Here is a 21,056-nt window from a genome sequence, read left to right on the forward strand (position 1 = left end):
TAAATCGTAATAATTACGATTTATAACGGAATTATAAACAAATCCGCTTTTCTTTTCAATCAAAAGCTAGAGCGGGAGGAAAGGAGTATCAATCATGCTCATGCTGAAGGATCTATATCGATCCGTGATCATGGACCATTCAAAATACAGGCGGAATTTTCGACAAATCGATCAAACTGCAGCTTCGTCTGTTCATTATAAAAATCCGACATGCGGTGATGTGATCACGTTGTTTATTGATATAAGGGACGGGAAGATAAAGGATGCAGCTTTCATCGGAGAAGGCTGCAGCATCAGCATGGCTTCTTCATCGATCATGACTGAACTGTTAAAAGGTAAAACCATAAAAGAGGCCGATGACATGCGCAAAGCGATGGAAGACATGATCAGAAAAGGGGAAGAACCGGAGGAGGACCTTTTAGGAGATGCGATTTCCCTTATCGGAGTTCATCCGCTCAGGGCGCGACATAACTGCGCTCTCATGCCGTGGCAGGCTTTCGATCGAATAAGAGAAAGGACAAGTAATGGAACGAAAGACTAGAACGGGGTTCTGTATTTTTTCGGGTCCAGAAGGAGGAGAATGTGATCGTTGGACAGAACGATATGTGTATGAGCCTAGCAACCAAATACATCCAAAAAACATCAACACAAAGATCTTCCGTTCAGGCCGCCCAGGCATGAGGAATCCAAAGGAGTATCGTCTGTGGTGAAACAAGAAGCGTTGAAACAGCTGAAACGAAAAGGAATTCGGGTCACACCCCAGCGGCTGGCCATCTATCATGTTTTCTTGGCGAACAGGAATCATCCGACCGCAGCTGACATCTATCAGTCATTAAAAGCGGAATTTCCGGCCGCCAGCGCGGCAACCGTATATAATACGGTCCGCTATTTTAAACAAGAAGGCCTCATAAAAGAAATGGGATTTCATGAGCCGGCCCGCTTTGACTTAGCTGAAGATGAGCATGACCATGTCATATGTGAATCTTGCGGAAAAATCGTCGATTTTTATGATCCGTACATACATCAAGTAAAGGAATTTGTCTCGCAAATGACAGGGTTTAAAGTGACACATCATCGCTTGGAGTTATATGGCATCTGCAAGGATTGTCTAGAGAGAAAGAAAAACAAGTAAGCAGGAGGTTTGGCTGAAAGCCGGATCTCTTTTTTTATTGATTAAAAAACCAAAATGCGATATATTGGTTTTATGATGAAAAAAAACATTAAACCAATTAAACGGATCTCGTTTCGCGAAGAAGTGTACCAGACGCTTAAACGCGCGATCGTCCATTTGGAATTGAAGCCTGGCCAGCGCCTTCATGATCAGGTGCTTGCAGAGCAGTTCGGCATCAGCCGCACACCGGTCAGAGAGGCGCTCAAACGGCTTGAGGATGAAGGGCTTGTCGAAGCAGTTCCGGGGTCGGCGACGCGCGTAGCACCGCTGAATCCGGAGGAGGCCAAGCATGCATTTCCCGTGACGGCGGCTTTGCATGCTTTGGCGGTCCGGATTTCGATCCCTTTCATAACAGAGACGAACATAAGAGAATTGGAGAACCACAATAAAAGTTTGGAAATTGCGCTTGAAAAGGGGGACATTATCGAGGCAATTGAATCAGATGAGGCATTTCACCGCGTGTTTTTAAACGCTTCCAAAAATCCGGAAATCATTCGCGCATTGGAAAGAATCGCCTCAAAGATTTACCGGCTTGAAATGTCTCAGTTTTCTTCCATCAGCAGCAGCCAATCAGTTGAACAGCACGTGAGAATCATCGAAGCGTGCAAGCAGGGAAACGCTGAAACGGCAGCCAGGCTTGCAGAGGAAAACTGGCTGAGCCTTGGAGAACGATTGGCCGGACATCAGGAAAAGGAGTGAGGTAAAGTGAGGCCGATTATTTTGGGCATTTGCGCCGCTTTCTTTTTTGCCTTTACATTCGTTCTCAACAGGGCGATGGAGCTTGAGGGAGGAAGCTGGATCTGGAGCGCTTCTCTTCGGTTCATTCTAATGGTGCCGCTCCTCATGATCATCGTTTGGGCCAGAGGAAATGTAGGGCAGGTCTTTCGGGAGATCAAAAAAGCGCCGCTCGACTGGCTGAAATGGAGCATCATCGGGTTCGGCTTTTTTTATGCCCCGCTGTGTTTCGCTGCAGCTTACGGTCCGGGCTGGTTGATAGCGGGAACATGGCAAGTGACGATCATATCAGGCTCCCTTTTGGCCCCGTTTTTTTATGAAACGGTACAAACAAAAGCCGGGCCCGTACATATAAGAGGGAAAATTCCTTACAAGGGACTGCTGATGTCTCTCATTATTTTAGCGGGAGTTGTGCTGATGCAGGCGGAACATGCGGCACAGCTTTCTTTACATGAGATGGTGCTGTGTGTTGTCCCAGTACTCTTCGCTTCATTTGCATATCCGCTTGGAAATCGACAAATGATGGAGATTTGCAAAGGGCGTCTGGATGCTTATCAGCGGGTATTAGGGATGACGCTGGCAAGCCTTCCGTTTTGGCTGATCCTCTCGCTGTACGGGCTTGCGACAGCGGGCCCGCCAAGCGGCCGGCAAGTGCTTCAATCCGGCTTAGTGGCTGTTTTTTCGGGAATCTGCGCCACCATTCTATTCTTTGCCGCAACAGATCTTGTCAAAGGGGATATGCGCAGGTTAGCGGCAGTCGAAGCGACACAATCATTTGAAGTCCTATTTGCCGCAGCGGGAGAAATCGCCATCCTTTCAAGCCCGCTGCCCGGCGCCATATCCTGGGCCGGAATCACCCTTGTCGTGATCGGGATGATGCTGAACAGCTATGTATCGAATAAAAAAACGACGTTCAAAAGTGAAGGCGTAAAAGCATAAAAAAAGCCTGCAATCTCATGGAAAGGTTGCAGGCTTTTCGGATGATTGTCCTTAATCCTGATAAATAAAGGCATCAAATCCCGCATTTTTTGCTTGCTGAGCAAGAGCTTCAGCATTCGCTTTAGAGGAAAAAGCGCCGATTTGTACTTTATAAAGGCTGTCTCTATACATGACGATGGCGTCAAAACCTTTGGCAATCGCCTGGGCGGCAAGAGAATCGGCATGCGCCTTCTCTGCAAAAGCGCCAATCTGGACTTTATAAAGAACTGCCGCTTTTTTTGAAAGGTTCAATGCCCTCGCGATGCCATTCGCATGGCCTCTGACGATTGATTGTATAAAAGTGGACGATTTCAGTTTATTGGCATCGCTTGTATTGTCTACAAAACCATTTTCAGTGAGCAGCGCCGGCATCACCGTCTCGCGCAGCACATGAAAATTGGCGGTTTTTTTTCCGCGGTCCCTGAAATCGACGACTTTTAAAATCTCTTCATGAATGACATTCCGGTAGGTGCTGGTAGGAGCACCGACACCGGAATAAATATAGTCTTCATACCCTGTGCCGCCTCCGGCATTCACGTGAATCGAAAGATAAAAATCAGCACCCCAGCTGTTTGCGGCGTTCGTCCTTTGCGTCAGGCTGACGGTCTGGTCGCTTGTCCTGCTCAACTGCACAGAAACATTTTGATATTCATCAAGCAAAATGTTTCTTAGCGCCAAGGCGATTTGCAATGTTAGATGCTTTTCTTGCAAACCATTGCCGGATGCACCAGGATCTGTGCCGCCATGACCAGGATCGATGAAAATTTTAACCACAAGACATCACCTCAATAAACAGTCTATGAAAAGCCTGTACGTAAGGGTTGTACGCTTGTCACTGGATGACAGAATTTTGTCAATATTCAGCTTTTTATTGACCCTCGTCAATCAATGGTTGCTTTTTTTCTTTATTTATACTATAATTCAAATACGCTGCATTGTACGTAATGATAATTAAGTTTTAACCTTTAAGCTGTAATAGGGAGTTTTATATCGAACCTGGAATGCCAAGCCTTCTTCGAAAGGACGGCAGGAAAGTTTCTGCAGACACCCACTTTGAGGAGTGTGGTTTAAAACTTTCTTACTTGCATACGGCAATTGCAGCCCCTAAGTCATTTTGATAAAAATGGCTTTTTTTATTTGCTGAAAATTAATTGATTATAATAATATTATGTAAACTATACATCTGTCCCATCATTTTGATGGGCTTTTTTATAAGATGAAAAAAGAGGTAAATAACCGCAGGGAAAGAAATGTAAATATGTGGTTTTTTCATTGTGCAACAGGGTACAAAACATATAAACAATTTAAAGGAGGATATGTATGAAAAACAGCAAACACTTCTGGGGGCCATTTCTGTTTGGCGCCGGAATCATCGCCATGATCGACGGCATCGTTTTTCATCAAGTGCTTCAATGGCACAGCGTATACATGAATACGGACCGCCCCCATCAAATCGTGAGCGATGGACTTTTCCATCTGTTTTCCCTCGTCATCCTTTTCATCGGGGGAATCTTGCTGTGGAACAGGGGAGAACTTAATAATCTCCGTCCGCAGCATATATTTTGGGGAGCCTTTTTGCTTGGAGCGGGCTGGTTTAATTTTGCGGAAGGCATCATCAACCATCATCTTCTCCAAATTCATCACGTCAACCCGGTCAGCCCGAACCGGCTCTTCTTTGACCTCGCTTATGATGCATCAGGACTCTTGATGATTTTGATCGGATGGCTGATCTATCGGAAAGGCAAACAAAATTAAAGAAAAAAATTGGTTTGTCCGCACAGCTTACCTGAATACAATAAGAAATAAAGTATTTCTCGGGAAAGCGCAGATTTCAACAAGACCAGCCCCGATCTTGTCAGAAAACATCGGAATGTGTATATCGCCTGGGCGGCTGTCACGGCGCAGCGCTCTATGAATAGGATATAAAGAGAGAATGGTGAGGTGAGTGTGTTGGAGAGGGCTGTTACTTATAAGAACAACGGACAAATCAATATCATATTGAACGGCCAGAAGCATGTTCTGGCCAATTCTGAGGCGGAAGCTGAATATCAAGCGGCACTGCAGAAAAATGAAGCCAAACACAGCATCCTGAAAGAAATTGAAAGGGAAATGAACACGCTTGTCGGCATGGAGGAGATGAAGCGCAATATAAAAGAAATATATGCTTGGATTTTCGTCAATAAAAAGCGGGAAGAGCAAGGTCTTAAAGCCGGAAAACAAGCGCTTCACATGATGTTTAAAGGAAATCCCGGAACCGGAAAAACGACCGTCGCAAGGCTGATCGGCAGGCTTTTCTACGAAATGAATGTTCTTTCAAAAGGCCATTTGATCGAAGCGGAGCGGGCCGATCTTGTCGGTGAATATATCGGACACACGGCTCAGAAAACGAGGGACTTAATCAAAAAAGCGATGGGCGGCATTCTGTTCATTGATGAGGCGTACTCCCTTGCAAGAGGGGGAGAGAAAGATTTCGGGAAAGAAGCAATTGACACACTAGTCAAACATATGGAAGATAAGCGGAATGAATTTATCCTCATCCTTGCAGGCTATTCACGGGAAATGGATCATTTTCTTTCATTAAATCCGGGTCTCCAATCCAGATTTCCGATCAGCATTGATTTCCCTGATTATTCCGTCAGCCAGCTGATGGATATTGCCAAACGAATGATGGCTGAGAGAGAATATCAATTCAGCCCTGAGGCGGAATGGAAGCTGAAAGACCATCTGATGGCGGTCAAAAGCACGGTTAGCCCGGCAAAATTCAGCAACGGCCGCTTCGTCCGCAACTTGATCGAAAAATCAATACGGACTCAGGCCATGAGGCTGTTGATGGGAGACTGCTATTTGAAGAATGATTTGATGACCATTAAAAGCCAGGATCTTGACATAAAAGAAGACGCGCCGCACGTATGATGGCGCGTCTTTTTTATTTTCATTGATTTCTGGCAACCTATCCCTTCGTTTGTTATGATAGTACTGCTTGTTGACTTTGTTTAGAAAGGAACATGATCATTTGAATGAACAGGAAGTCATAAAAGAAAAAGCTATACTAGTCGGATGCCAGCTGCCGCATGTTTCTGATGAGCGTTTTTCATACTCGATGGAAGAGCTCGCCGCTTTAACGAAAACGGCTGAGGGAACGGTTGTTTCCACAGTGACACAGAAGCGGAATCGCGCGGATGCTGCTACATATATCGGAAAAGGGAAAGTGGATGAACTGGCAGTGCTCTGTGAAGAACTGTCGCCTGATGTATTGATTTTCAATGACGAATTGTCGCCGAGCCAGCTTAAAGCGCTTGTCACATATCTTGGCGTCAAAATCATAGACAGAACGCAGCTGATCCTCGACATTTTTGCCAAACGGGCGAGGACAAGGGAAGGAAAGCTGCAAATTGAGCTCGCCCAGCTGCAATATGCGCTCCCTCGGTTAAGCGGACAGGGGATCAACTTGTCAAGACAAGGAGGCGGAATCGGAACGAGAGGCCCCGGAGAGACAAAGCTTGAAACCGACCGGCGCCACATTAGAAACCGGATTCATGAAATCAATGTGCAGCTTTCGACCGTTATCCGCCATAGAAGCAGATACAGAGAAAGAAGGAAGAAAAACGGTGTTCTGCAAATCGCCCTTGTCGGCTATACAAATGCCGGAAAATCCACATGGTTCAATCGACTGACAGATGCAGACAGTTTTGAAGAAAACCTGCTGTTTGCCACACTTGACCCGATGACCCGCAAAATGACGCTGCCGAGCGGCTACAGTGTGTTGTTATCAGATACGGTCGGATTCATTCAGGATCTGCCGACAACGTTGATTGCCGCTTTTAGATCGACTTTGGAAGAAGTGAAAGAAGCCGATCTGATCCTTCATATGATCGACTCTTCGCATGAAGACTATGAAGGACACGAAGCGACGGTCAAGCGCCTTCTCGGAGAGCTGGAAGCCGATGATATTCCGGTTTTAACGGTTTACAATAAGAGAGACCAAAAAAGGCCCGACTTCATCCCTTCATCGGGAAGGGGCCATATGATGACGAGCGCCAAAATAGACGGAGACCTGCCTTTGTTTAAGCAGGCCGTTGAAGAATATATTAAAAAAGAGCTGCTCGTCCCGTATAACGTGATGATTCCAGCTTCAGAGGGCAGACTTTTATCCAGAATCAAGTCTGAAACGATGGCGAACAGCACCGCTTTTCACGAAGACCGTGAAGTATATGAAGTGGAAGGATACATTCTGCCTGAACAGAACATATTGGGCGAACTGAAGAAGTTTATGTAAGAAAGGACACTTGCAGAAAATGTTTGAGACATTAAAACATGGAGATTTATTAAAGAAAGCAGCATTGGAGTCAGAAAATGAAATCGCGGACATCCATCGAAACATCGATGAAATCAGTGAACGAAATGAATGGAGGGTGCTTGAAAGCTACAGAAAGCATAAAGTATCAGACACTCATTTTACACCTTCGACAGGCTATGGCTACGATGATATCGGCCGGGATACGCTCGAGGCGATTTATGCCGATGTCTTCGGAGGGGAAGCCGGGCTTGTCAGACCGCAGATCATCTCAGGTACACATGCGATTTCAATCGCTTTATTCGGTGTTCTCCGTCCAGGCGACGAACTTCTCTATATCACGGGAAAGCCGTACGATACACTCGAAGAAATCGTCGGTGTCAGAGGGGAAGAAAACGCCGGCTCTTTGAAGGATTTCAATATCGGGTACAGCGATGTCGAGCTGACTGAAGAAGGAACAGTTGACTATGACCGGGTTGCGGCTTCCATCACGCCGCGGACAAAGGTGGTCGGGATCCAGCGCTCGAAAGGGTATGCCAACCGTCCTTCTTTTACAATAGATGATATTGAGAAAATGATTCGATTTGTCAAGGACATCAATGAAAACATCATTGTTTTCGTAGACAACTGCTACGGAGAATTTGTAGAAGAGCGCGAGCCTTGCCATGTCGGCGCCGACCTGATGGCGGGGTCGCTCATTAAAAACCCCGGCGGCGGACTGGCAAAAACGGGCGGCTATATTGTGGGAAAGGAAGAATGGGTAAAAGCCTGCTCCTATCGAATGACATCTCCGGGAATCGGCAGGGAAGCCGGGGCGTCGCTCTACTCGCTGCAAGAGATGTATCAAGGCTTTTTTCTGGCGCCGCATGTCGTCTCCCAAGCGTTAAAAGGAGCTGTGTTTACCGCTCGATTTCTTGAAAAGCTGGGATTTCGCTCAAACCCTTCATGGGACAGCAAACGAACCGATTTGATTCAGTCTGTCGAATTTACCAGCTCAGAGCAGATGATCGCCTTTTGCCAAGCGATTCAGTACGCTTCACCGGTGAATGCCCATGTTACGCCTTACCCAAGCTATATGCCGGGCTATGAAGACGATGTCATTATGGCTGCCGGTACATTTGTGCAGGGCGCGAGCATTGAATTATCCGCTGATGGCCCTATAAGGCCGCCCTATGTGGCCTATGTCCAAGGCGGACTGACCTATGCCCATGTCAAAAATGCGATATGCAGTGCAGCAGATGCGCTGATGAAGCAGCAATTAATATAAAAAACAAACGAATAAATTTGATGTAAAGAATCCTAACATCATGTTGACACATTTTATAACATCACATATAATAAATTTATATAAGAAAAGGAGGAAATTGAGATGAGTGATAACATTCGCCGCTCAATGCCCTTATTCCCAATAGGAATCGTCATGCAGCTGACCGAGTTATCAGCAAGGCAAATCCGGTATTATGAGGAAAATGGACTGGTATTTCCTGCAAGAAGCGAAGGGAACAGACGTTTATTTTCATTCCATGATGTAGATAAGCTGCTTGAGATTAAAGATTTAATCGAACAAGGCGTAAACATGGCGGGAATCAAACAAATTTTCGCCAAATCCGAACACGAACAAAAAGATGAGAAACAAGACAAGCCGAAAAAGGCGGAGAAACACAACTTGTCAGATGAAGAACTGAGAAAACTGTTGAAAAACGAGCTTATTCAAGCAGGCCGTTTCCAAAGAGGGACAACATTCCGCCAGGGAGACATGTCCAGGTTTTTTCATTAATTTGTTAGCAACTGTATTGCTATATACATTTACCTTTTAGAGGAGGAGTTTTACGAATGGCAAAGTATACAAGAGACGACATTTTTAAATTAGTAAACGAGGAGAATGTAAAATATATTCGCCTTCAGTTTACAGACATTCTTGGAACGATTAAAAACGTTGAAATTCCTGTAAGCCAGTTGGAAAAAGCACTTGATAATAAAGTCATGTTTGACGGCTCTTCAATCGAAGGCTTCGTTCGCATTGAAGAATCAGATATGTACTTATACCCTGACTTAGATACATTTGTCATTTTCCCATGGACAGCCGAAAAAGGTAAAGTAGCCCGTTTCATCTGTGACATCTATAATCCGGACGGCACGCCGTTTGAAGGTGATCCGCGCAATAACTTGAAACGCATCTTAAAAGAAATGGAAGACATGGGTTTCTCCGATTTCAATCTTGGACCTGAACCTGAATTCTTCCTGTTCAAGCTTGATGAAAAAGGCGAGCCGACGCTTGAACTGAACGACAAAGGCGGATACTTCGATCTAGCTCCGACAGACCTTGGCGAAAACTGCCGCCGCGACATCGTTCTTGAACTGGAAGAAATGGGATTTGAAATTGAAGCGTCTCATCATGAAGTAGCTCCTGGCCAGCACGAAATCGACTTTAAATATGCCGGCGCCATTCGCGCTTGCGATGACATCCAGACATTTAAGCTCGTTGTCAAAACAATCGCGCGCAAACACGGTCTGCACGCGACATTCATGCCAAAACCGTTGTTCGGCGTCAACGGCTCAGGTATGCACTGCAATCTATCACTCTTTAAAAACGGCGTCAACGCCTTCTTTGACAAAGACGCTGATCTTCAGCTGAGTGAAACAGCGAAGCATTTTATCGCAGGCATCGTGAAACACGCAACAAGCTTTACAGCCGTGACGAACCCGACGGTAAACTCTTACAAACGTCTTGTCCCAGGCTATGAAGCACCTTGCTATGTTGCATGGAGCGCGCAAAACAGAAGCCCGTTAATCCGCATCCCTGCTTCCCGCGGCATCAGCACACGCGTAGAAGTAAGAAGCGTTGACCCTTCTGCAAACCCGTACCTTGCACTAAGCGTACTGCTTGCAGCTGGCCTTGACGGCATCAAAAACAAATTGGAAGCACCGGCTCCAATCGACCGCAACATCTATGTCATGAGCAAAGAAGAGCGCCTCGAAAACGGAATCGTCGATCTTCCGGCAACTCTTGCAGACGCATTGGAAGAATTCGAATCAAACGAAGTCATGGTCAAAGCCCTCGGCGGCCACCTCTTCGAACACTTCATCGAAGCAAAAGAAATCGAATGGGATATGTTCCGCACACAAGTCCATCCTTGGGAGCGCGAGCAGTATATGTCTCAGTATTAATCTATCGATCCCTTGGCACCAGTGGTGTCAGGGGGTTTTTAAATTTTGGTCAAAAAGAAGGAGAGAGCACTTTTTTGGTCTTTGACCAAAATATGGTCAAAAAAAATTTGAAGTTATTAATCTAACTCCATAATCACTAAGACATAATCCTCGTAATCTTTAATTCTATTTTGATCGAGCTTCTTACTGATATGGGAATAAACATCAGCTGTTACCATCATACTTTTATGACCTAAGCGCTTCTGGATATATTTCATGTCTGCGCCTGACTCCAAGAGCAAAACAGCGTGTGTATGACGCAATGCGCTCTCGATATCTGCCCGTTTTAAAATGCGATTAAAAGCATTGAAGAGGTAACCTTCGGCAAGATATCTCCGTCAACTCGACAAAAGACTAAATGCAAATCATGTTTATAATCGTCCTGTAGCATTTGTTTATTTTCAAACTGCCACTTTTTATGTTTTTGTAAAGCAGAAGAAAGGGAAGGACCGATTGAAATTCTTTATTTTGAGAGAGCTTTGTGAGGAAACCTATGGCCAATAGCTGATTACACCACTAGATACATTTATAAGAAGACTTTAAACATAAATTGTGTCAAGATTCTATATGGTTTATCCTTGAAGCACATTTTAATAATCCATAAATGCTTTTGTCATTAGTTCATTGCTATATGTCACTGGGAATTGCCTTATTGAAGGCAAATTAATTAACCCAATAACCTTATAAGTTGAGGATTTTTTGAGACTTATAAAACAAAAACCCCCTAAAATTGAACTGCACCCCAATTGTTAGACACCATCTAGGGGTATCACCAGTAAAACGCGGATTTACAACGATAAGGAGTCTGGATATAAAAAATAGCCGATTTTCACCACGTTAGAGTATAAAATATCGTGTGCCATAGAGAGAATTGTACAAAAAAGAAAGAGGTTGTCTCAAAAGAAGAATTTGCAACCTCTTTACGTATAGATTTCATTCTTTAAACTTTATGATTTATAAATCTAGAAGGACGATTAGAAAGAAATCTTGTTATAGAAGGGTTTTTGAAAACTTTTGATCAATCTTTTTTCAGCAGCTTATTTTAAACTTAATTAAATACCATTCCACCATCGATGATAAGAGCTTGACCAGTCATATAATCTGAATCTGGTCCCGCAAGGTAGGAAACGCATGCTGCTACATCTTCTGGCTCGGATAAGCGTTTTAATGCAATATTTTTAGCGAATTGCTCCATTCCCCATTCAAATGGCTTGCCTGCTTCATCAGCGGTTTGCTGTGCAATGTCCATCATCATAGGAGTTTTTACGATACCCGGACAAAAGGCGTTTACAGTAATACCTAATTCAGCTAGATCTTTTGCTGCAGTTTGGGTAATACCACGAACAGCGAACTTTGTTCCACCGTAAACGGCTAAGCCTGGATTGCCGACTTGACCGGCTTGAGAAGAAGCATTAATTATTTTTCCACCGTGACCAAGTTCTTTGAAGGCTTTTACGGCTGCTTGTATTCCCCAATAAGTACCGCCGACGTTAACATCATAAACTTTTCGATAATCTTCATAAGTAATACTTTCAATAGGCGTGGTTGGCCCAAGACCTGCATTATTTATAACCACATCAAGTCCGCCAAGACTTTTTACTGTTTCATCGACAGCTTTAAAAACATCATCACGATCAGCAACATTGACTTTAACCGCAATTGCTTTACCATTAGATTGGTTAATTTCCTCAGCAACTTTTTTTGCAGTTTCTTCATTATAATCAGCAACTGCAACAGCGAATCCATCTTCTGCTAAGCGGCTACAGATTGCTTTACCAATTCCTTGTCCACCGCCAGTAACAAAGGCAATTTTTTCAGATACTTTACTCATATGAACATCTTCTTTCTATATGTAATTGGTATTTATTTGGTACAGTAAATATTATACTATGTATTTGTAAATTTGAAATAAAGTCGCGATGTTTGTAAAAAAGATGTGATATTTAAAGTGAAAGTTGCGATATTTTGAAGAAAGTTTAACAATTATAGAAGGGGTACAGGCAGCAAAAACGGAAAAATTGTACGTTAAGGCTATCAACATTGATATAAAAGGAATGTTCCGCTAACGTTCTCTAGTTTATGATAATGTCACATTTAAACTAAATCCAGGTTAAATAATAGAACCAAAAGGCGTTCGTATCAGCTACACCCCACGTATGGCACATTCTATTCGAGAGGGTAAGCTTGGCTTCTATACTCGGCAGAGCAAGCCTTGCCATGGCACTTAGAGAGATGGGATGAATAGAAAAGTCGATCTTTATCCTAGACTACATCTCAAGCGAATCGATGCGCGCCGCCGTATTCAAAGTGGTTTAAACAAAGAAAAAGCGATGAATGCTCTGGCACGAGCCATTTTCTTCAGGAAACATGAGAACTAAGAGAACGTGCTTTGAACATCCTGAGAAAAAAGAACTCGCAGAGTAATTGATTTTTACTTCAATCACAAACGGATTAAGGCAAAATTAAAAGGCATGAGCCCTGTACAATACGGATTCATGCCAGAACTGCCTAAGAAATAACCTGTCTATGACTACGGCAGTGCCATCCGTAAAATGATGTACACGACAAATGCGGTTGAAAGCGTCAATCAAGTTTCCGTAAGGTAACGAAAAAGGGTGCATTCCCTAATGAAAACGCACTCCTTAAACTCCTGTATTTACGTGTTTGTGAGCTTCAAGACAAGTAGAATGGTGGACATATCCGTGACTGGCCGTTGGTTCTAAATCAGCTGATGGTCAACGAAAAACTCACCAAACGCATTCAGAAATACAGTCTCTATTTGCCTTAATCATCTTCCGGAAATAAGAAGGTATCTCCCAAAAAGATGGAGAGTTTCTGAAATACTCTATTTAGTTAGATAAGTTATTCATTGGAAAAATCGTCAATCGCTTGAACAGCTAGTTCCAATGCTTTAATTCTTCTTTCTAAAAGCGTTCTTTGAGGACTACCTGCTTTTAACTTAGCATAAGTGTTCTCAATTGATGGGATTAAACCAGTAAGAACATTGCGAGCTTCTGCTAAATCTTCCTGGGTGTAATGATGGGATCTTTGATTCCAAACGTTTTTTAGCATGGCTAAGCCGATGTAAAGAGCGTTGAGTCGTTTCTTTAATAAGGTAGTATTTGCGCCTTTCTGAGTCATCTGAGCCAAGGCATTTTCGGATTTACTGATTGTCGATTGGAAGGATTTTATTGATTCCAATTTATCTACATTTGATACGTTTTCCATGTTAGTGCTGTCCTCTCTGAATTATTTTGTTTGATACTTGATAAAATCGTTAAGAACCTGATTTCACTCGCTCTGTAACCCCTAACCATAGTCAGAGAGTATTAGCAGAGGAATTTTATCGACAAGCAATTTCAATCATGAATAACATTTTACGTTACTTAGAAGGATTGACCAAGTTTTTATCCGCTATCAAAAAGACGATAGTTTCCTTCCAAAAGAATCACTAGTGCACACCTAGGATTAGCATTCTTCTCTCTATCAACACAGGCGTGCTGGGTCTGGCGTCATAATCCTATCTCTAATTTTGGACTATCAAACTTTATTTGACAATCCCGTCCCTTCTTAGAAGAACGGTTATTTTATATAAATTCAACGTCTGTAACATCTTCAAATTTAATAAGGTTCGCGTCTCCTTTTGAATCCACGACATGGAAAAGCTTGCGCCGCTGGTTTATGTATTGGAAATGCCCAACAATTTGAATGATCCTCTCCGGTTTCTTGCCCATTCAAAAAAGCAACGGCTTGCACACTGAAATCAATTTTATGGCCAAAATTTGACCGGAAAATATTGAGAAATATATAGAATTTATTTCAGCTTTAAAATAACAAAGCACGGAAAAAGCATTTGTTTATAAGGTTTTTCAGTGCTGTACATAGTCTATTTCAATTCGAAATTTGTTCCGTATACAAGTCAACCCATGGGAGCGCGCGACCAGTATATGTCTCAGTTTTAAGCTCTCAACCCTTTGGCACCAGTGGCGTCAGGGGGTTTTGTTTTTTGTGGGTATTTTTAATATTTTAAGACAAAACAATAATCACCGACAAAAAATCATTCGAAGTTCAATAAACGGATGTCGGTGAAGATGTCTTTCTTGATTGATTCGATTTATTTTCGGGTACAGAGTCGAGTTCTATCGGTCTATTAAAAAAACTCCATCTTGGAGAGATTTCAGAATTATTACACAGAAATTAAAAATGAATTGGAACACTGCGGTTGAATATAAAGAAATAACAGGCAGGAAATATGATAAGCCCGCTGTCAGTGTGGGTTTAGGTATGACCATCGCCCAATAAGGGTGTTTTTATTAACCACACTGGTCTCCTAAAAAGATTCTGATCGAAAAAAGGAGCTTAAAAATGTTTAGCGAATAATATAATGGTTATAAACCAAAGGATAATGGAGGTGCCGTATGAAGCAATTAAAGGTCTTATTTTTTTCACTTCTCCTGCTCACGGGATGTTCGATGGCTAAAGAAAACAATAAGGAAGACAAATGGTTTAATAGTGAACAGGAGGCAATTGAGGACGGTATTAAGTATGAAAACATAACTAAAAATGATATTTTAGACAAAATTAATTTGAATGGTAAAAAAGTAATTGTTTTTCGTTTCTCTGAATCGGACGGAAAGGGGATTTGTATCGCTTACATCAATCATAAAAATAACAAATATCAATGGTATCGAGACTTAAATTATGTGATTTTGAAATCGGATAATCCCAACATTGGCAATTTAAACGCCTCTACAGAATTCAAAACTCCTAAGGGTGAAAGCTACAAGTTATACATAGGGGTTGCTGATAAATCGAATTTTAAATTAAAAACTGATATAGGGCATAAAGTCACGCCGAACATCGATGAAAAAACGGGCATGTATTATTATATAATGTCGGAATAGTCGAAAATTCGGTTTTCTTGTCGAGGAAAAAAGATAGACACCCCTCCTTTTCGCTGATAATATGGATTTAAAAGGAAAAAGAGGATACTTTTGAATGAATTTTTTTGTGAAAGGTCTGATAGCTTCTAGCACATTTGTATTGGGACTAGCTTTCTCTATTCCAGCTTTTGCAGAAGAGGTTAAGGAACCAGAGCGTTTTTATGATAAGGAATTTGATTCTGAAATCACTTCCTACAAAAACACTGAACATGGCCTTGTTCCTCTTTCAGAAGAAGAATATAAAGGCTTTACTGAAGTGAAAATAGAAGAACCAGGATATCCAGATCTAGCAACAACTCTTAATTCTTTGGCAGCATCCTCTGATGATTTTACTACACAAGACTATCGAGAATATTGGAAATATTCAGAATCTAAAGTTACTACATATACAGGTAATCCCATTCAAGTTACTTCAACAATTAACTGTAATACAAAAGGAGGGTGCAGTATTTCCAAAATTGTGTCATCAACAGTATCAGCTTCCTTTAGCGTAGACACCCAAGCTGAAAAAAATGCAATTAAAGCCGGGGTCTCTTATACGTGGGTAAGCAGTGCCTCTGATTCAAGTAGGTATACATACAACCTACAAAAAGGTGAAGCTGGTTATATTGCATTTAAACCTAGTAAAAGAAAGTCCTCTGGAAAACTTAAAAGATACTCTAACTGGGACGGATATTTATTTAGCAAATCAGCTTACTGCAGAAATCCTATAAAATTGAAAAACGGAGAAGCAAAGGGAGTTTACACGTTCGTTTTCACAAAAAGAGCTAAATAAAGCAGGCCTCTGACCTGTTTTATTTGATTGTTTAATTTTTAATGACGAGATACAGACCAGCAGGCATAACTTTTTCCACTATTCATCAAGTGTGAAAACAACAACGACTAAAACAATTATTGTTACAGTATAGGAAATTCTTTGACGGTCAACATTAATAGTCCGCTTAAAGCTCCAAACTCATAAGCCCTTTCATTGAAAAAAATCAAGTCCTTCCCAAGAGATAGAATCTTAGTTTCTTCATAATGAACCCCCTTATTTAGAATATCGTAAGGTTGTCACACCTTAGCGAAGCGGCTATTAACCAATATGTGAGGTGATGCCTTTGACTACTTTTGTAGACAAAACTGTAAATGGCTTGAAGAGTCTTTTAGATCACAATGGAACAATTAAATTGTTTGGTTCAGGAGGAGATATCACCGAATCTCAAGTTATCTTTCCTGATTACGGAGCATCGGAGGATGAAATTCAAATTTTGAATCCAAACACTGCATATCTTTCCCTGTGGATTACAAAAAATTTTTGATGCAACATAATGGTGCTCGAATTTTTGACATTGTTTCTGATGGAGAAAATATAGGCGGGGGATTGCAACTTTTCAGTATTGAGGAGATTGAAGAAGAATTAGGATATGAGGAATTGTTTGAAAACGTAAACGGTATCCCGATAGGTTATCTGTTAGAAGAATGCCATTTAATGATTGACAGGGATAAGCTTAATAAAGGAGATCCTAATTACCTCTTTTTATTTGAAGATGGACTAGACTATAAACCGCTGAACCTGAATTTCGAGATATTTTTAGATCGTTATATTATGTGTCAAGGCGAAGCATTTTGGGAATGGAGCTATCGGACAGCAGAGAATGACTATAGATAAGATGATGAAGACAGTCAGTACTTGACTGTCTTTTTAGGTTGGTTGACCTGTGATTATTGATTCGTTTTCAAGGATGAACGGATTTATCCACCAATCCATTTTCGTGAAGTGATAAAATAACAACTGATGATGAAGGTTTGATGAATGAAGGTCTATGATTCTAAAACTTTAAATGAACATAAGAGGTTTATTATGTGAAATAGACTGATTTCACACCACAACTTATTGTAATCCAGGAGGGCATAAGGTGTTTTTTTCAAAAATCATAGATCGTTTGGCTTTATATGATTTACATAGAAAGAAAAGTAAGGGTCAACATTTTTCTACTTTTTCATTGGGTACAATTGCTAGAGATGAATTCTATAAATCAAATGTAGCGGATGTCTCAATTATTCTGAATAAATCAAGAAAAAATAATATGGTTGGAACATTCAGCTATGAATCCTTAATTCCATCCGGGGATCTCGTCAATGATACTTTAAAAGGGGAGGTTTTTTTAAACAAAAATGATATAGATAAACCCAATGTTATCTTTGTACACGGCTGGCGCATGGATTCATACGATCGAATAAAAAATATATTTCATCACCGCATAATGAATGATTTAGGATGGAACATGTACTACTATTCTCTTCCCTATCATTTTGAAAGAGAGCCGGAACATTCACTTTATAGTGGAGAATTGATGATAAGTGCGAATATTGATCGTACAGTTGAATCGACGAGACAAGCTATTGTAGATTTACGAGCATTCATTCACTGGATAAAAGCAAATAAAACAGGCCCTGTTATCTTAGTGGGTGTAAGTTTAGGCGGGTGGATTACTAATCTAATGGCTACCCTTGAATCTCAAATTGATGTAGTGGTATCAATATTTTATGCCAATCGCCTTTCTTATTCGATATGGAACACAATTCCGGGTAAATTCATAAGGGAAGAACTAGAACAACATGGTGTGACTTATGAAGATTTAATAAGATATTGGAAAATCACAGATCCTAGCCAAGCCATGCCGAAAGTGAACAAAGATAACATTCTGCTCATTTCTGCTAAACATGATCAATATATTCACATAGAAGATGCTGATTGTTTGTGGGAAAGGTGGGGGAAACCAAAAAGATATCTCTACAATTGCGGCCATGCGGGGATTGTTCTTTGTCGCAAAAAGCTAGCATTAGACACGCTTTCTTTTATCCAAGAAAAATTAAAAAGGTAAAATAAGAAGTTTATACCCACTGCGTTACTTTGGTTGATGAGTTCTATTCTTTTTCTCACAAACCCAGATGATAGAAAAAACTAGATGCAGGAATAGAAGTTCATTGGAACCATGTGAAAATTTATCTTACAAAAACTGATGTAAAGGATATTTAAAGGTCAGCTTAGACTCTTAAGCCAAACTGACCTGAGATGTAACCACGTTTACCTTTGTAGATAACTTCCCGGTAGCCTTAGCCAAAGCTCTGAAATGCAAAGTCACGAAGAATATATACTCGGATACTTAATCCATGTTAATATCGTGTTTTTTAACTCCACAGCATTGACTAGTATAAAAGAGGAGAGTAATAAGGAAAAACTCTAGAAGCTGAAATTAAGGCTTATGTCGGGCTCAAGGATACACTCTTTTTACGGTTTTTGCTGCTTGACATGAAATACCAGTATGATATGTTGTGGTAGAATGAAAGGAATGATTGAATGAAGAAACTAGCAAAGGTTTTTTATTGTAATGTTGCTCTGCTATTTTTCGTTCTATTGCTCGCAGGGTGTACAGTCGGTACGAGCGAAGAATCAAAAACAGCCCCTGCAGAGAATGACTCCGCTTCAGAATCTCAAAAAGTAACGAACGAGACACAAGAAAGCAACCGAACAGACGAGAAGAAAGATGAATCGGTGTCCACAACGGGATCAGAAGAAACAAAAAACGAGGAGTCAAATCATCCATCTGAAAGCGAAGAAGATGATACATTGTCTGGATATTCTTCTGAGGAAAAGGAAATCGAATACGCTAGAGTTTGGTTGCAACTTGGACCAAATCAAGAGATAGATGAATTGAATGTTCGACAGATTTCGGCTGGCGAACCAATCAATCCTAATGATGACACAAGTGCTAGCTATCCAGAAGATGTTATCCAGTTAGCAGGTTCTCGATTAGTAGATGGATCAGTAACTTATAGTAGTAATGGGGATGGCACGATTAATGTATACAATGTTCCTTTACGTTGGGACAGTTCTCCTGATGTAGACAAAAACTTCATGCATGAATACACAGAAGGCATTATTAAAAAAACAGAGCTAGTTCACGTTGACCCCGGCAATGATAAAGAAATCATAAAGCTCATTGATATAATGAATATTCATTAATCAGAAATCGCTATTCAATGATTGAATTTCAGACAATGTCATTCCGAATCGTCGTGAAATACCTCCTAAATATCACCTGATTTAATAGTATATGTAGTAGTTTGACGGGTCGAATTATTTTCCAGTATCACTTTGGAGCTATCGGACAGCAGAGAATGACTATAGATAGGATGATGAAGACAGTCAGTATTTGACTGTCTTTTGCTTTTCTATTGAGATTTAGGTTGATTGACCTATGATTATTGATTCATTTTCATGGGTGATTAGGATTTATTCACCAAATCATTTCCGTACAGTGCTAAACTCATTTACAGAGTTAAGACTTTGGAAAGGGTTGTATCCATGAAGATATATGAAGCAAAAACACTAATATCATCAATGGAAGCTCGATCAGATGAATATAAGAAAACGAGAGAACAGTTTGTTAATCTGAAAAAAGCTTTTCAAGGGATGGCAGACTTGGGGAATGATTTTCAGGGAGAAGGCGCTGACAACATCAAGAACTTTTATAAAGAACATGCCAGGAATGTTGATGAGTGGCTTGATATGATTGATATGCAGATTGCGTTCTTAGCTAGCATTGCAGCAGCGTTAGAAGAAGCCGATCTATCAGGCAGCACATTCGTCGATATTTCTTTTTTGGAAAACGAATTAGAGATTGCTTATAAAAAGTCTAATGCAGTGGTGGCCGAACAAAAGCAAGCACTGAAAACGATCTTAGAGGACATTAAAGATATCGTTGCATTAGAAGTTTTTTCAACTGCCGACTTCAAACAGCATATCAGCGATTCAAAAGTAAAGCGGGAAAACACGGTTGACAAAGTGAATGAAATGGATTTTAAATTAAAAAAAGAATACGAGAAATCCGAAGAGAACCAGGACTACATCGAAGCAAGAAGCAGGGCGCTGATAGATGCAACAGGAAAAGGGAAGAACGCTACACCGGTTCATTTCAATGCAAAAGCATATTATGATACTAAAGTGTTCAAGCAAAGAGATAAAATACATAAGAAGACGCAAGAATATCTTACAATAAAAAAAGAAGAAGCTGAACAGCATAGGATTAAAGAGTTGAAAGAAAAGCTCGCAAAGGTGTCTGATCCTGATGAATATCTTGAAATTGCAAAAGAAATAGGATATGACAATTTAAGTCCAGATCAGAAACAATATGTACTGCAGCTCGAGCAGTTCAAGCAGCAAGAGGATATTGTAAAAGGAATAGGCGTGGGGCTGAAAGACGTTGCAGTCGATACTGCTACAGGCATTTGGGACACAGTAACCCACCCTATAGAAACACTTGAGGGCATTGGTCATACCATTATGCATCCTGTAGACACATTCAATGTGATGAAAAAAGGGATCGAAGAGTCTTATGAGCGAGATGTGGTTAATGGCGATTCCTACAGCAGAAGCAGATGGTTTACATATGCTATCGGGATGGTCGGCACATCGATAGTAGGCACAAAAGGTGCAGATAAAGTAAGCAAAGTATCAAAAGCTGGGAAAGTCGGACAGGCAACAGCCAAAGCGAATAAAGCTTCTAAAAAAGTAGCGGGCAAAACAGTTAAAGCATCGAAAGAAGCTGTGGAAAAAAGCGTTGCATCTTTCAAGAAATCGATGCAAAGGGTCGCTTCAAAAATAAAAGGAATTCAAATACATAACCCTTTTGAGCCACAAGTTCAGTTGGCTGGTGGGGGAAAAGTTCCTTATCATGCTATT

Annotated in this window: 18 protein-coding genes, 1 other RNA gene and 5 pseudogenes; 20 read left to right on the plus strand and 4 right to left on the minus strand. The window is 41.2% G+C overall.

Annotated elements, in window-relative coordinates; genetic code table 11:
- Positions 1–94: 94 nt before the first annotated feature.
- From sufU to BTA30_RS07520, 4 genes are all read left to right on the plus strand, one after another.
- Positions 95–541 carry a Fe-S cluster assembly sulfur transfer protein SufU gene (gene sufU, locus BTA30_RS07505; RefSeq protein ID WP_076760632.1) on the plus strand — a complete coding sequence of 149 codons (447 nt, stop codon included), beginning with the start codon at positions 95–97 and terminating at the stop codon, positions 539–541.
- A gap of 162 nt (positions 542–703) precedes the next feature.
- A complete protein-coding gene (locus BTA30_RS07510; protein ID WP_076760633.1) occupies positions 704–1,132 on the plus strand; it encodes a Fur family transcriptional regulator in 429 nt (142 codons plus the stop codon).
- 72 nt (positions 1,133–1,204) lie between these two features.
- Entirely contained in the window at positions 1,205–1,870 is a 666-nt protein-coding gene (locus BTA30_RS07515) for a GntR family transcriptional regulator (protein ID WP_076760634.1), read from the plus strand.
- A 6-nt stretch (positions 1,871–1,876) separates the two neighbouring features.
- The gene (locus BTA30_RS07520) at positions 1,877–2,845 is read left to right on the plus strand and encodes a DMT family transporter (protein WP_076760635.1); all 969 of its coding nucleotides are present in this window, start codon (positions 1,877–1,879) and stop codon (positions 2,843–2,845) included.
- 51 nt (positions 2,846–2,896) lie between these two features.
- Here the strand turns inward: BTA30_RS07520 and BTA30_RS07525 are convergent, their stop codons facing one another.
- Positions 2,897–3,658, minus strand: coding sequence for an N-acetylmuramoyl-L-alanine amidase (locus tag BTA30_RS07525; protein ID WP_076760636.1), 762 nt, complete (start codon positions 3,656–3,658; stop codon positions 2,897–2,899).
- A gap of 150 nt (positions 3,659–3,808) precedes the next feature.
- Here BTA30_RS07525 and ssrS point away from each other — a divergent pair.
- From ssrS to glnA, 7 genes are all read left to right on the plus strand, one after another.
- Positions 3,809–3,992, plus strand: a non-coding RNA gene (gene ssrS, locus BTA30_RS07530) — 6S RNA.
- A gap of 212 nt (positions 3,993–4,204) precedes the next feature.
- Positions 4,205–4,639, plus strand: coding sequence for a DUF2243 domain-containing protein (locus BTA30_RS07535; protein WP_076760637.1), 435 nt, complete (start codon positions 4,205–4,207; stop codon positions 4,637–4,639).
- Between the two features lie 192 nt (positions 4,640–4,831).
- On the plus strand, positions 4,832–5,797 hold the full coding sequence (gene spoVK, locus BTA30_RS07540; RefSeq protein WP_076760638.1) for a stage V sporulation protein K: 966 nt from the start codon (positions 4,832–4,834) through the stop codon (positions 5,795–5,797).
- A gap of 100 nt (positions 5,798–5,897) precedes the next feature.
- Complete coding sequence (hflX, locus tag BTA30_RS07545; protein WP_076760639.1) at positions 5,898–7,160, plus strand: GTPase HflX; 1,263 nt, start codon at positions 5,898–5,900, stop codon at positions 7,158–7,160.
- A gap of 19 nt (positions 7,161–7,179) precedes the next feature.
- Complete coding sequence (locus BTA30_RS07550) at positions 7,180–8,445, plus strand: methionine gamma-lyase family protein (RefSeq protein WP_076760640.1); 1,266 nt, start codon at positions 7,180–7,182, stop codon at positions 8,443–8,445.
- A gap of 102 nt (positions 8,446–8,547) precedes the next feature.
- A complete protein-coding gene (locus BTA30_RS07555; RefSeq protein ID WP_076760641.1) occupies positions 8,548–8,955 on the plus strand; it encodes a MerR family transcriptional regulator in 408 nt (135 codons plus the stop codon).
- Between the two features lie 56 nt (positions 8,956–9,011).
- Positions 9,012–10,346, plus strand: a complete 1,335-nt coding sequence (gene glnA / locus BTA30_RS07560; protein ID WP_076760642.1) for a type I glutamate--ammonia ligase — start codon at positions 9,012–9,014, stop codon at positions 10,344–10,346.
- A gap of 116 nt (positions 10,347–10,462) precedes the next feature.
- Here glnA and BTA30_RS24565 read toward each other — a convergent pair.
- Positions 10,463–10,848: pseudogene (locus BTA30_RS24565) on the minus strand (tyrosine-type recombinase/integrase); the annotation flags it as partial.
- A gap of 585 nt (positions 10,849–11,433) precedes the next feature.
- Positions 11,434–12,216, minus strand: a complete 783-nt coding sequence (locus BTA30_RS07570; protein WP_076760643.1) for a (S)-acetoin forming diacetyl reductase — start codon at positions 12,214–12,216, stop codon at positions 11,434–11,436.
- Positions 12,217–12,538: 322 nt separating this feature from the next.
- On the opposite strand from BTA30_RS07570, the pseudogene BTA30_RS23700 reads away from it, so the two are divergent.
- From BTA30_RS23700 to BTA30_RS23550, 3 genes and pseudogenes are all read left to right on the plus strand, one after another.
- A pseudogene (locus tag BTA30_RS23700) lies at positions 12,539–12,810 on the plus strand (Tn3 family transposase); the annotation flags it as partial.
- Positions 12,809–12,904 (plus strand): IS3 family transposase, encoded by a 96-nt coding sequence (locus BTA30_RS24310; RefSeq protein WP_125921367.1) that lies wholly within the window; start codon positions 12,809–12,811, stop codon positions 12,902–12,904. The pseudogene BTA30_RS23700 and the gene BTA30_RS24310, both read left to right, overlap by 2 nt.
- Before the next feature lie 6 nt (positions 12,905–12,910).
- Positions 12,911–13,173 (plus strand): annotated as a pseudogene (locus tag BTA30_RS23550) (transposase); the annotation flags it as partial.
- Between the two features lie 74 nt (positions 13,174–13,247).
- Here BTA30_RS23550 and BTA30_RS07580 read toward each other — a convergent pair.
- The gene (locus BTA30_RS07580) at positions 13,248–13,613 is read right to left on the minus strand and encodes a hypothetical protein (protein ID WP_076760644.1); all 366 of its coding nucleotides are present in this window, start codon (positions 13,611–13,613) and stop codon (positions 13,248–13,250) included.
- A gap of 1,190 nt (positions 13,614–14,803) precedes the next feature.
- Between BTA30_RS07580 and BTA30_RS07590 the strand changes: the two genes are divergently transcribed.
- The 6 genes and pseudogenes from BTA30_RS07590 to BTA30_RS24390 all read left to right on the plus strand — a co-directional run.
- On the plus strand, positions 14,804–15,289 hold the full coding sequence (locus BTA30_RS07590; RefSeq protein WP_076760646.1) for a hypothetical protein: 486 nt from the start codon (positions 14,804–14,806) through the stop codon (positions 15,287–15,289).
- Positions 15,290–15,383: 94 nt separating this feature from the next.
- A complete protein-coding gene (locus BTA30_RS07595) occupies positions 15,384–16,103 on the plus strand; it encodes a DUF6060 domain-containing protein (protein ID WP_076760647.1) in 720 nt (239 codons plus the stop codon).
- A gap of 325 nt (positions 16,104–16,428) precedes the next feature.
- Positions 16,429–16,979, plus strand: a pseudogene (locus BTA30_RS07600) (SMI1/KNR4 family protein).
- A gap of 247 nt (positions 16,980–17,226) precedes the next feature.
- Complete coding sequence (locus BTA30_RS07605; protein ID WP_076760648.1) at positions 17,227–18,195, plus strand: alpha/beta hydrolase family protein; 969 nt, start codon at positions 17,227–17,229, stop codon at positions 18,193–18,195.
- A 476-nt stretch (positions 18,196–18,671) separates the two neighbouring features.
- Positions 18,672–19,337: a YdeJ family lipoprotein gene (locus BTA30_RS07610; RefSeq protein ID WP_076760649.1), complete on the plus strand. Its 666-nt coding sequence runs from the start codon at positions 18,672–18,674 to the stop codon at positions 19,335–19,337.
- A 342-nt stretch (positions 19,338–19,679) separates the two neighbouring features.
- Positions 19,680–20,270, plus strand: a pseudogene (locus BTA30_RS24390) (T7SS effector LXG polymorphic toxin); the annotation flags it as partial.
- Positions 20,271–21,056: the final 786 nt, after the last annotated feature.

This window comes from Bacillus swezeyi (assembly GCF_001969815.1).
Lineage (GTDB): Bacteria > Bacillota > Bacilli > Bacillales > Bacillaceae > Bacillus > Bacillus swezeyi.